This is a genomic window from Dietzia aurantiaca (assembly GCF_021033825.1).
Classification (GTDB): domain Bacteria; phylum Actinomycetota; class Actinomycetes; order Mycobacteriales; family Mycobacteriaceae; genus Dietzia; species Dietzia aurantiaca.
Genome location: NZ_JAIFXZ010000009.1, coordinates 23,794 through 35,797 on the forward strand (window position 1 = coordinate 23,794; position 12,004 = coordinate 35,797).

The 12,004-nt window shown below is 71.9% G+C and carries 11 protein-coding genes; 8 read left to right on the forward strand and 3 right to left on the reverse strand.

Features of this window, described 5'->3' with window-relative positions:
• The first annotated feature begins 61 nt into the window (after positions 1–61).
• The gene (gene manB, locus K3888_RS10655; RefSeq protein WP_372459561.1) at positions 62–1,174 is read left to right on the forward strand and encodes a mannose-1-phosphate guanylyltransferase; all 1,113 of its coding nucleotides are present in this window, start codon (positions 62–64) and stop codon (positions 1,172–1,174) included.
• 216 nt (positions 1,175–1,390) lie between these two features.
• Here manB and K3888_RS17865 read toward each other — a convergent pair whose 3' ends face one another.
• Entirely contained in the window at positions 1,391–2,914 is a 1,524-nt protein-coding gene (locus K3888_RS17865; RefSeq protein ID WP_372459562.1) for a coenzyme F420-0:L-glutamate ligase, read from the reverse strand.
• Entirely contained in the window at positions 2,911–3,996 is a 1,086-nt protein-coding gene (cofD, locus tag K3888_RS10665) for a 2-phospho-L-lactate transferase (protein ID WP_230930248.1), read from the reverse strand. Before cofD ends, K3888_RS17865 begins: the two co-directional genes overlap by 4 nt.
• Positions 3,997–4,333: 337 nt before the next feature.
• Between cofD and K3888_RS10670 the strand changes: the two genes are divergently transcribed.
• Positions 4,334–4,645 carry a WhiB family transcriptional regulator gene (locus K3888_RS10670; RefSeq protein ID WP_230930249.1) on the forward strand — a complete coding sequence of 104 codons (312 nt, stop codon included), beginning with the start codon at positions 4,334–4,336 and terminating at the stop codon, positions 4,643–4,645.
• A 129-nt stretch (positions 4,646–4,774) separates the two neighbouring features.
• Here the strand turns inward: K3888_RS10670 and K3888_RS10675 are convergent, their stop codons facing one another.
• A complete protein-coding gene (locus tag K3888_RS10675) occupies positions 4,775–5,296 on the reverse strand; it encodes a metallopeptidase family protein (protein ID WP_372459564.1) in 522 nt (173 codons plus the stop codon).
• Positions 5,297–5,485: 189 nt separating this feature from the next.
• On the opposite strand from K3888_RS10675, the gene K3888_RS10680 reads away from it, so the two are divergent.
• From K3888_RS10680 to K3888_RS10705, 6 genes are all read left to right on the forward strand, one after another.
• Positions 5,486–5,962 carry a DUF3499 domain-containing protein gene (locus K3888_RS10680; protein ID WP_230930250.1) on the forward strand — a complete coding sequence of 159 codons (477 nt, stop codon included), beginning with the start codon at positions 5,486–5,488 and terminating at the stop codon, positions 5,960–5,962.
• A gap of 86 nt (positions 5,963–6,048) precedes the next feature.
• Positions 6,049–7,425: a phosphomannomutase/phosphoglucomutase gene (locus K3888_RS10685; protein ID WP_230930251.1), complete on the forward strand. Its 1,377-nt coding sequence runs from the start codon at positions 6,049–6,051 to the stop codon at positions 7,423–7,425.
• On the forward strand, positions 7,418–8,512 hold the full coding sequence (locus tag K3888_RS10690) for a hypothetical protein (protein ID WP_230930252.1): 1,095 nt from the start codon (positions 7,418–7,420) through the stop codon (positions 8,510–8,512). Before K3888_RS10685 ends, K3888_RS10690 begins: the two co-directional genes overlap by 8 nt.
• A gap of 7 nt (positions 8,513–8,519) precedes the next feature.
• A complete protein-coding gene (manA, locus tag K3888_RS10695) occupies positions 8,520–9,737 on the forward strand; it encodes a mannose-6-phosphate isomerase, class I (RefSeq protein WP_308281978.1) in 1,218 nt (405 codons plus the stop codon).
• Positions 9,738–9,817: 80 nt separating this feature from the next.
• Positions 9,818–11,284 (forward strand): adenosylhomocysteinase, encoded by a 1,467-nt coding sequence (ahcY, locus tag K3888_RS10700; RefSeq protein ID WP_230930254.1) that lies wholly within the window; start codon positions 9,818–9,820, stop codon positions 11,282–11,284.
• Between the two features lie 31 nt (positions 11,285–11,315).
• A complete protein-coding gene (locus tag K3888_RS10705; RefSeq protein WP_230930255.1) occupies positions 11,316–11,954 on the forward strand; it encodes a dTMP kinase in 639 nt (212 codons plus the stop codon).
• Positions 11,955–12,004 lie beyond the last annotated feature (50 nt).

Here is a 12,004-nt window from a genome sequence, read left to right on the forward strand (position 1 = left end):
GAACCGGCCCGCCGGGACCGCACCCGCGCGTCCCCGGGCCCACGAGAGCGGGAGCAGACACGTGACCTCGACGATCTCCGGGAGCGCCGCGGACGACGACCTCATCGCGGACACCGAGGCGGTGGTACTGGTGGGCGGCAAGGGGACCCGCCTGCGGCCCCTGACCATCTCGGCGCCCAAGCCGATGCTGCCCACCGCGGGCCTGCCGTTCCTCACGCACCTGCTCTCGCGGATCCGGGCCGCCGGCATCCGTCGCGTGGTGCTGGGCACCTCGTTCAAGGCCGAGGTCTTCGAGGAGCACTTCGGGGACGGCTCGGAACTGGACCTGGAGATCTCGTACGTGGTGGAGACCGAACCGCTGGGCACCGGCGGCGGTATCCGCAACGTACTGGCCGAGCTCTCCGCGTCCACCGTCATGGTCTTCAACGGCGACGTCCTTGGTGGCACCGACCTGCGGCAGGTCCTCGACCTGCACCACGCCAAGAACGCCGACCTGACGATGCACCTGGTCCGTGTCTCCGACCCACGGGCGTTCGGTTGCGTCACCACCGACGACGACGGCCGGGTCCAGGAGTTCCTGGAGAAGACCCAGGATCCGCCGACCGACCAGATCAACGCCGGCTGCTACGTCTTCCGTCGCGAGATCATCGAACAGATCCCCGAGGGGATCCCGGTCTCGGTCGAGCGCGAGACGTTCCCGCAGCTGCTCGCCGAGGACAAGCGCGTGTACGGCTTCGTCGACTCGGCCTACTGGCGCGACATGGGCACGCCCGAGGACTTCGTCCGCGGCTCGTCGGATCTGGTGCGCGGCATCGCGCCCTCGCCGGCGCTCGAGGGTCACGAGGGGGAGGCGCTCGTGCACGAGGGTGCCGGGATCGGTGCCGGGGCCGTGCTCGTCGGCGGGACCGTGGTGGGCCGCGGGGCGGAGATCGGCGCGGGAGCTCGGCTGGACGGCGCGGTCGTGTTCGACGGCGCCAAGATCGAGGCCGGAGCGACCGTCGAGCGCTCGATCATCGGGTTCGGTGCACGCATCGGTCATCGTGCGCTCGTCCGCGACGGAGTGATCGGCGACGGCGCCTCGGTGGGCGCCCGCTGCGAGCTCCTGCGCGGGGCCCGGGTGTGGCCGGGTGTGGAGATCCCGGACGGAGGGATCCGGTACTCGACCGACATGTGATCGAGCCGTCCGGCCAGCCCCGCCAGTCAACCCTGCCCGCCCGGCCCGCCGACGCCGCCTATCGGATAGCGCGCCACCTACCGGATTGCGCAGGTGGCGCGACATCGGATAGGCGGCGTGGGTCTGGGTCTGGGGCTAGGGCGAGGTCTGAGGTGAGGGCTGGGGCTGGGGCCGGGCCGGGCGGAGGTCCGGCCCGGCTGGTGTACTGCTGCCGACTCACCCGATGGTCAGGTACGCGTCCCCGGCGGGCCGGGGCACCCGCGGCGGGGCTGGCTCGGCCGGCATCCCCACGGCAACGGCGCCGAGCGGCCGCCACGACCCCGGGACGGCCAACTCGCGGCGGGTTGTGTCGGCGGCGAAGATCGTCGACCCGATCCAGCACGAGCCCAGCCCGCGGGCGGCCAGCGCCACCAGCAGCGACTGCACCGCGGCACCTCCGGCCACGGTGAACATCGTCTCCTCGCAGGCGTTGCGGCGCTCGTCGGGGTAGTCGTGCGCGCCGGCGGCGTCGTCGACGAACGGCACGATCAGCTCGGGACAGGTGCGCAGGAGGTCCCCGCGCCCCAGCCGGCGGGCGAGCACCTCGCCGGTGTGTCCGTCGGCCCGCAGATCGCGCTCCCAGTCCTCGCGCAGCGCGGCGAGCAGCCGCGTGCGCGCCTGCCCGGTCACGCGCACGAACCGGATCGGCCTGCTGTGGTGCGGCGCCGGCGCGGTCAGCGCGTCCGTCACGGCCTCGGCGAGCAACTCGGCGTCGACGGGCTCGTCGGCGAAGCTGCGGACCGAGCGGCGCGCGGGAACGGCCTCTCGCCGCCCCTGCGCCAGCGCCTCGCTGGTGCCCAGCCGGAACAGGTCGAACTCGCCGTCACGCACGAGGTCCCGCGCCCGCCGGGGGATGTCGGCATTGTCGTCGTCGTGGGGCCCGGCACTGCTCCCAGCCGCACCGCCTCCGACCGCACCGCTCCCGCTCGCATCGGCTCCGTCGGCTCCGTCGGCGCCACGCGCGGCGCCGAGGCCCTCGTCGTCGAGCATCAGGTGCGCCAGGCCGCGCACCACGGCGACCGGCCGCCCGCCCAGCTTGCCCTTGACCAGGTCGGCGGCCGCCGCAACCTCGTCGGCCACGGCTACGTCGGTCACCAGCAGTTCGTTGCCCTGGCGGTCCACGGCGCCGTCGTATCCCACCGACACCCGCATCCCCGCCGCGCCGATCGCCAGGTCGATCTGGCCGGTACGCCACGCGCGACCCATGGTGTCGGTGACGATCACGGCCACGCGCGCGCCGGTGAGGCGGCGCAGGTCCGCGGCGAGTGCGCAGGCGGAGGCGTCGGGGTCCTCGGGCAGGAGCGCCAGTTCACCGGCCTCCACGTTGGAGCCGTCGACGCCCGCGGCGGCCTGCACGATCCCCAACCGGTTCTCGGTGATGAGCGTGCGGTTGACGCGGGCCACCACGCGCACGGACTCGTCCTCCACGAGGTGCCGCCGGAGGGCGTCGCGCTCAGCCGGGTCGGTGGGGGCGGCCACGATCCGCCCCTCGGTCTTGGACAGGACTTTGGAGGTCAGGACCACCACGTCGCCGTCGGTCAGTCCGTGCGGGTCCGTGGTGAGGGACTCGGCGAGGATCCGCGCGAGGTCGTCGCCGGGGCGGAACTCGGGTAGCCCGTCCGGGGCCCACATCGTGACGTCGGAGGGGGCGGCGTGCTCCGCCGTCCAGCGTCGGATCTCGGGAATCGCGGCGTCGGTCACCGTGCGGCCCGCCCGGGCACCTCGAGGCCGGCCAGGCGGATCGCGGCGGCGAGCATCTCGGCGGTGGCCTCGGGGTCCGTCATGAGGAGCGGTGCCTCGGTGACGGGGACGCCGTCGACGTCCACGACGCCGGTGTCCGCACCCTCGGGGCCGTCGCCGGGGGCGACCAGCCAGCCGTCGAGGAGCCCCGTGCCCGCGCGCGCGCCGAAATGGCGGGCCACGGCCAGGGCGTCGGTCTCCACGCCGATCGCGGTCAGACACGCGTCGCCCATGCCGCGCAGGACCGCACCGCCGATCACGGGGCTCACGCCGACGACCGGCGCCGAGGTGGAGCGCAGCGCGGCGCGGATCCCGGGGACCGCGAGGATCGCGCCGACGGAGACCACGGGGTTGGAGGGGGCGACGACGACGAGGTCCGCGCTCTCGATCGCCTCCAGCGTCTCCGGGGTGGGGCGGGCCTTGTCGGCTCCGATGTGGACGAAGCCGGACGCGGGCAGTTGCGCCCTGTGCTTGACCCACCACTCCTGGAAGTGGATCGCGCGCGGGCCAGCGGCCGGAGCGGCCCCGTCGGTCGAGTCATGTGCGGCCGTGGATCGCGCTCCGGCTTCCTCCGGGCAGTCGGTGACCACGACGTGCGTCTCGCAGCGCTCGTCCGTGACGGGCAGCAGGGCGACCCCGGGGGACCAGCGTGTGCACAGGGCCTCGGTCACGTCGGTGAGTCGGTAGCCGGCGCCGAGCATCTGGGTGCGGACGAGGTGCGTGGCCAGGTCCTTGTCGCCGAGGCCGAACCAGTCCGGCTGCACACCGTATGCGGCGAGCTCGTCGCGGCAGTTCCATGTCTCACCGGCGTGGCCCCAGCCGCGCTCGGGATCGATTCCGCCGCCGAGGGTGTACATGCAGGTGTCGAGGTCCGGGCAGATGCGGACGCCGTGCATCCACGCGTCGTCCCCGACGTTCACCACCGCGTCGATCCGGTGCGGGGAGTCCGCACGCGCGGCCACCTCGTCCAGTCCGAGAAGTCGGCGGGCGCCGAGCAGGAAACGGGCGCCACCGACGCCACCGGCCAGAACACAGATCCTCACAGCGCTCAAGGGTAGTGACCCGGTCCGACGGGGTGGTCGGCGCCGTGGGGGACGCGAAGTGCCGGGGCGGGGCGGCACGGCGAACCCGGTCGGAGAATCCACCTGACCGGGTGGCAGAAGTGTCCCACGCCACATTTTTGACGGCGTGTCAGGGGGGACCGGGGGATGTGAGAAATGCTAGGTATCTCGGATTTCGCTTGACCCGGGCGGCTTGCATGTGTGTAATCACAGGTGTGTCATTCCCTGGTGGGTGACCCGAAGAACGCTCCGTTCGCGTCAGAGCGAATATTCAAACACCCAAGCAGTTCACCATGCGTATGCAGCTCACAACGAAGGGATGACCGTGGATCGACAGGCACGCACCGTGGCAGGACCCGACCTGGCCCTGGTCGACCTCGGCGTCCCCGGCCTGTTCGCTGAGGACGAGGAGGAGAGCTGGCAGGATCGCGCTCTCTGCGCCCAGACGGATCCCGAGGCGTTCTTCCCCGAGAAGGGCGGCTCCACCCGGGAGGCCAAGAAGATCTGCACCGGCTGCGAGGTCAAGGCGGAATGCCTCGAGTACGCGCTGGCCAACGACGAGCGATTCGGCATCTGGGGCGGCCTGTCCGAACGCGAGCGGCGTCGGATCAAGCGCGAAGCCGTGATGTGAACCGCGTCGGCGAGTCCTCGCCGACCGGCGGCGTCGCAGCCGCCTGTTTCTGACCGTCCCGCGGGGCGGTCACCAGTCATTTTCGGCCCGGCCCTCCGACGATCGGCCACGGGCAGCCCGGCGCCCGCCCTAGGTGCGGTCGGGGCCGGCCTCGACCTCGTCGGGCGAGATCTCCAGATGCTGCGAGACCAGCTCGACGAGGACCGAGTACACGAGGTCGCGCAGGTCGTCGCCGTCAGGCGCGCGCCGGGTGAGTGGCTTCCGGAACAACACGAGCCGGGCGCGGGTCGGCTGTCCGCTGCGGTCCACCCCCGCAGGGACCAGACGGGCGAGGGGGACATCGCCGTCCGCCACGACCTCCTCGGGCCATGTCTCCCCGGGGCGTAGCCGCATACGGGGCACCATGTCCACGGCCAGATCGAGGTGGACCAGCTGGCTGTGCCAGTGCTGGTCGATCTCGGCGAAGGCCTCGAGGGCCGCCGCGTCGAACTCGGCCGAGCGGCTGCGCCACCGCGGGACCTCCGGCGGCAGGATGGGGCCACGGGGGCCGTGGCCGCGGCGTTCGGCCCGGCGGGAGGTCACCACGCGGGGGCCGCTACGCCCCGGGTCGCCGGGGAAGTCCCGGACCGAGATCCGGCTCCCCGCGGCCACGTCGGTCTGGCCGGCGCCGGGGATCGCGGTCCCGGTCGGCGGCCGTCCGGGAACATGGGAGCTGGGAGTCATGGCGCGAGGATAGCGCCGTCCGCTCCCGGCCGGCCGGAGCGGACCGGGTGGATCGCCTCGGCGTGTCGGGCGGGTCGGGGGGTGCGTCGGCGTTCGTCGGGGCTACGCTGGGATCTCGTGAGTGAGAACCGTCGTTGCTGCCGCCCGGGATGTCCGAATCGTGCGGTCGCCACGCTCACCTACGTCTACGCGGACTCCACCGCGGTGGTCGGACCGCTGCCCGCGGTGGAGGAGCCGCACGCGTGGGACCTGTGCGCCGCCCACGCCCTGCGCATCACCGCACCTCGTGGTTGGGACCTGGTCCGGCACCCTGACATCGACACCTCCGCCGAGGACTCGGATCTCACGGCTCTCCTCGACGCCGTCACCGGCGGACCGGTCGGTGGTCGTCGCACCGGGGCCGCGCTCGTCGACGCCGAGCGCCTGCGCCGGTTGGGGGTGTCCGAGCCGGGCCCGCTGTTCGCGGACGACGCACCCGAGTTCCCTACCGGACGTCCCCACCTGCGCGTGGTTCCGGACGCCCCGGAATCCGCGGGCAGCGCGGCGGGCGGGCCCGGCGACGGCCCCGGGGAGCCGGGACCGGGGATCGGTTGATCCCCGCCCGCGAGGCGGATCCGTCGGGGGATGCGCGCGGGTAGTGTCGCGGGTGACATTCACCCGCCTCATCCCTGGAGCAGCACGTGGCACGCAGCGCCGAGTCCGTCCGAGCAGTCATCAAGGCCTACGACGTCCGTGGGATCGTCGGTGAGCAGATCGACGAGGATTTCGTCCGCGAGGTAGGCGGCTCCTTCGCGCGCCTCATGCGCTCGGAGGGGGCCGGCGCCGTCGTCGTCGGTCATGACATGCGGGACTCGTCCCCGTCGCTGTCGGCCGCATTCGCCGAGGGCGTCACCGCCCAGGGCCTGGACGTGGTGGCCATCGGTCTCGCCTCCACCGACCAGCTCTACTACGCCTCGGGACTGCTCGACTGCCCCGGCGCCATGTTCACCGCCAGCCACAATCCCGCCCGGTACAACGGCATCAAGCTGTGCCGCGCGGGCGCCAAGCCGGTCGGCCAGCAGTCCGGGTTGCAGGTCATCTCCGAGGAGGTGACAAGCGGCGTCCCCGCTTTCGAGGGAGCGGCCGGCACCGTGTCCGAGCGCGATGTCCTCGACGGGTACGGGGAGTACCTGCGCGGGTTGGTCGACCTCTCGGGCATCCGGCCGCTCAAGGTGGCCGTGGACGCGGGTAACGGCATGGGTGGGCACACCGTCCCCGCCGTCCTGGGCGGGCTCCCACTGGAGATCGTGCCCCTGTACTTCGAGCTCGACGGCAACTTCCCCAACCACGAGGCCAACCCGCTCGAGCCGGCCAACCTCGTGGACCTGCAGGCCCTGGTCCGCGAGAGCGGCGCCGACATCGGGCTGGCGTTCGACGGTGACGCGGACCGGTGCTTCGTCGTGGACGAGCGCGGTGAGCCCGTCGCCCCGTCGGCCATCACCGCCCTCGTCGCGGAGCGGGAGCTGGCCAAGGATCCCGGCGCCACGATCATCTACAACCTCATCACCTCCCACACGGTGCCCGAACTGGTCGAGCGGCAGGGTGGCGTCGCGGTGCGTACGAGGGTGGGCCACAGCTTCATCAAGGCACAGATGGCCGACACCGGCGCGGTGTTCGGAGGCGAGCACTCGGCGCACTACTATTTCCGAGACTTCTGGGGCGCCGACTCCGGGATGTTGGCGGCGATGCACGTCCTGGCCGCGCTCGGCGGGCAGGACGGCACGCTCTCCGACCTCATGGCCGAGTACACGACCTATGCCGCCTCGGGCGAGATCAACTCGACCCTGAACTCCGCCGAGGCACAGGCCGAGCGGATGGAGGCCGTCGTGGCGACGTTCACCGACCGGGCCGTGTCCATCGACCGGCTCGACGGCGTGACCGTCGATCTGGGGGAGGGCACCTGGTTCAACCTGCGTGCCTCCAACACCGAGCCTCTCCTGCGACTCAACGCCGAGGCGCCGACCAGCGAGGGTGTCGGCGCGATCGTCGACGAGGTCCTCGCGATCGTCCGTGCCTGACCTGTCGAGCGACACCGGATCCGGCCGGATCGATCTCGACGACGCCGAAGCGCTCCGCGCGGCGGATGCGACCGGGGCGCTTCTGCACGCCTCGATGGGGGGCGCGCAGGTCCGGACCGTCGCGACCGCGGTGGCGGCAGGGCTCCTCGACGAGCTCGACGGCGTGCGGCCCAGGGCGGTGGTCTGGGTCGGTGGCCGGTCCGCGCGCGCCCGTCAGGCGGCCGACCTGGTCGTCGCGCTGACCGAGGCCGTGGGCGGCCCGGCCGTCCCGCCACTCGTGGTGGCGCACAGCCTGCCCGCCTGGGTGGGTGCGCTCGACGTGGTTCTGGTCTCCGGCGACGATGCGGGGGATCCGGGGCTCGCCGCGGCGATCGACACCGCGGCCGGTCGTGGCGCCGCCGTGGTGGTGGACGTGCCCCGGGAGGGGCCGGTCGCGGAGTCCGGCCGGGGGCAGGTCATGTGGCTCGAGCCCCTGCCGTACCTGCCCCCGCATCGCGGGGTCCTGCGCCATGTCGCCGCCGGCATGGCGGTGCTGACCGCACTGGGCGCCCGGGGCCTGGATGTCACCGCCGCCGCCGACGCGATCGACGTCGAGCTAGAGAGCCTCGGCCCTGAACTCTCGACCCCGGTCAACCCGGCGAAGCTTCTCGCCGCCACGGTCGCGGGGCGGGACCCACTGGTGTGGGTCCACGCCGACGCGGTCTCGGAGGCCGTGTGCGCCCGCGCGGTCGCGGCGTTCTGCGACGCCGGCCGGGTCACCGCGACGACCTCCGTCTCCGATGCGGTGCGAGCGCAGGCCGAGCGGGCCCAGGGCCGCCCGCCGGCGGACCCGCTGGCCAGCCTTTTCCACGACGACGAGCTGGACGGGCCGCGGGATGACCTACCGGCGCGTCACCTCGGTATGGTGTTGAGCGCGGACGAGGATCTCGTCCGGCTGGCCGCGGGCCCGCTCGCGGATGTCGAGTGGATCACCGACCGTGGTCAGGACACGGTCGGCGATGCTCCGACCCCGTTGAGCGGAAAGGTGGCCGCGTTCATGGCCCGGACCGAACTGTCGGCCGCATACCTCCTGGTCGGGGGGCTGTAGGCCAGTGGTGGCACTCAGCCCGGTGGTCCAGGCGTACGCCTGGGGCTCCCGGACCGCTCTCCCCGAGCTGTGCGGGACGGCCTCCCCGGCCCCGCACCCCGTCGCCGAGCACTGGTTCGGGGCCCACGACTCGGGCTCCTCGCTCTGCACCGACGGACGCGGTCTCGACGCCAGGATCGCCGCCGATCCGCGGGGTGAACTGGGGGACAGGGTTGTCGACGAGTACGGCGGAGGGCTGCCGTTCCTCGTCAAGCTGCTCTCCGCCGAGCAGGCCTTGTCGCTGCAGGCGCACCCGTCGCCGGAGCGGGCGCGCGAGGGCTATGCGGCCGAGGACGCACGCGGGATCGCCCTGGACGCGAACAACCGCAACTACCGGGACGTCAACCACAAGCCCGAGATCCTGGTCGCGCTGACCGAGTTCCACGCCCTCGTCGGCTTCCGGCCCGTCGAGCGCACGATCGCCCTGTTCGACGCCCTGGACGTGGCTCTCCTCCGCCCCTATCGGGACATGCTGGCGGGTCAGCCGGATGCGGAGGGGCTGCGCGCTGTGTTCACGACCTTCGTGACGATGCCGCACTCGGCCCTCGCCGATGTCGTGTCGGACCTGGTCGGATGCGCTGTCGGCTATCTGTCCGCACACGGGGTCGACGGTCCCTGGTCGCCCGTGGCCGCCACGGTCACCGAGCTCGCGGAGCGCTACCCCAGCGATCCCGGCGTGTTGGCGGCGATGCTGCTCAACCGGGTCAGCCTGCATCCCGGCGAGGCCGTCTACCTGGGCCCCGGGCAGCTTCACGCCTACCTGAACGGCGTCGGCGTGGAGGTCATGGCCAACTCGGACAACGTCCTGCGTGGTGGCCTGACGCCCAAGCACGTGGACGTCCCCGAGCTCATGCGGGTGCTCGAGTTCACCCCGCTGCCCGACCCCACGGTGCAGCCGACGCCCGTGGACCGCGGCATCCCCGGCGAGGTCGACTACCCCACGCCGGAACCTGATTTCGCCCTGTCGCGTATCGACCTTCCTGCCGGAACCGAGTCCGTGTGGTGGCGGCCCGAGGGACCTGAGGTGCTGTTGTGCACTTCCGGATCCGTCCGGGTCCACGACGGTGACTCGACCGAGGTCCTCGGCGCCGGGGGCGCCTGCTGGGTGCCGGCGTCGGCGAACACGGTCACGCTGTCCGGTGCGGAGAGGGCCACGGTGTTCCGGACCCGCGTCGGGGACCGGTGACCGGACCACCGGCGCGGGAGGACTCCCGCTAGTGTGGTGCGGAAGTCTTCACAGAGATCGACAAGGAGCTGGTCGCACACATGTCCGCTGATCTGCAGGTGCAGTCCGTCAACGGTATCGAGTTCAAGGTGGCGGATCTCTCGCTCGCGGAGGCGGGCCGCAAGCAGATCCGTCTCGCCGAGCACGAGATGCCGGGTCTGATGGCGCTGCGCGAGGAGTACGCGACCGAGCAGCCGCTGGCCGGCGCCCGGATCGCCGGATCGATCCACATGACCGTCCAGACCGCGGTCCTCATCGAGACCCTCACCGCGCTCGGCGCCGAGGTGCGCTGGGCGTCCTGCAACATCTTCTCCACCCAGGACGAGGCCGCCGCCGCCGTCGTGGTGGGCCCGGAGGGCTCCCCCGAGGCGCCGGCCGGTGTGCCGGTCTTCGCCTGGAAGGGCGAGACGCTGGAGGAGTACTGGTGGTGCACCGAGCAGATCATGACCTGGCCGGGCGAGGCCCCCAACATGATCCTCGACGACGGTGGGGACGCCACGATGCTCGTCATCAAGGGCACCGAGTTCGAGGCCGCCGGCGCCGTGCCGTCGGATGACGAGGCGTGGTCCGCGGAGGAGAAGGTCTTCCACGCGCTGCTGCGCGAGTCGGTCCCGGCGCACCCGGGCAAGTTCACGGCGATCGCCGAGTCGGTCCAGGGCGTGACCGAGGAGACGACCACCGGCGTGCACCGTCTGTACCACTTCCACAACGAGGGTGTGCTGCCGTTCCCGGCGATGAACGTCAACGACGCCGTCACCAAGAGCAAGTTCGACAACAAGTACGGCACCCGCCACTCGCTGCTCGACGGGATCAACCGCGGCACCGACGCCCTGATCGGTGGCAAGAAGGCCCTGGTCTGTGGCTACGGCGACGTGGGCAAGGGCTGCGCCGAGGCGCTCGCCGGCCAGGGCGCGCGCGTCCAGGTCACCGAAGTCGACCCGATTAACGCCCTGCAGGCGCTCATGGACGGCTTCGACGTGGTCACCGTCGATCAGGCGATCGCCGACGCCGACATCGTCATCACCGCCACCGGCAACAAGGACATCATCACCTTCGAGCACATGAAGGCGATGAAGAACAAGGCCATCCTCGGCAACATCGGCCATTTCGACAACGAGATCGACATGGCCGGTCTCGAGTCCGCCGCCGACGTCACCCGAATCAACATCAAGCCGCAGGTCGACGAGTTCGTCTTCGAGGAGGACGGCCGTTCGATCATCGTGCTGTCGGAGGGACGCCTGCTCAATCTCGGCAATGCCACCGGACACCCGTCGTTCGTGATGTCCAACAGCTTCTCCGATCAGGTCATCGCCCAGATCGAGCTGTTCACCAAGGCCGATCAGTACCCGGTCGGCGTGCACCTGCTGCCCAAGATCCTCGACGAGAAGGTCGCCCGGCTGCACGTCGAGGCGCTCGGCGGCACGATCACGCGTCTCGCCAAGGATCAGGCCGAGTACATCGGCGTGGACGTCGAGGGCCCGTACAAGCCCGAGCACTACCGCTACTGATCGACCGGATTCCGGACCGGGGGCAAGGGCAGTGAACGGCAGGCTCGCTGTCATCGAAGGGCTGGACGGCGCGGGGAAGAACACCCTGACCACCGCGCTCGCCGCGGAGCTGACCGGCCGCGGACTCACGGTGGGCCGCCTGGCCTTCCCCCGCTACGGGACCCTGCATGCCGACCTGGCCGCCGATGCACTGCACGGCGGCCAGGCCGGCACCGCGGATTCCCCGCACGCGATGGCGCTGTTGTTCGCGATGGACCGCCACGCCGCATCGGCGGAGTTGTCCGCACTGGCCGAGGCGAACGATGTGGTCCTGCTGGACCGGTACGTGGCCTCCAACGCCGCCTACACAGCGGCCCGACTCGGCGCGGAGCGGGCCGATGAGGCCGTGGAATGGATCGGCGCGTTGGAGTTCGAGCGCCTCGGCCTGCCCGTCCCGGACCTCCAGATCCTGCTCGACACCCCCGTCGCGGTCGCCGCCGAACGGGCGGGCTCCCGCGAAGAGTCCGATCCGGGCCGCGCCCGCGACCGGTATGAACGCGACTCGACCCTCCAGGCCGACACGTCCCGGGCCTACCGACGGCTCGCCGAGACCTCTTGGCGTTCGCCCTGGACGATCCTCGGGGCCGAGCCCGACGTACAGGAGTTGGCCGACGTCGTCGTCGGACTCTAGATCCCCGCGCGTACTCCGGCGGCGCGAACACCGGCCGCTCCGGCCGGCGG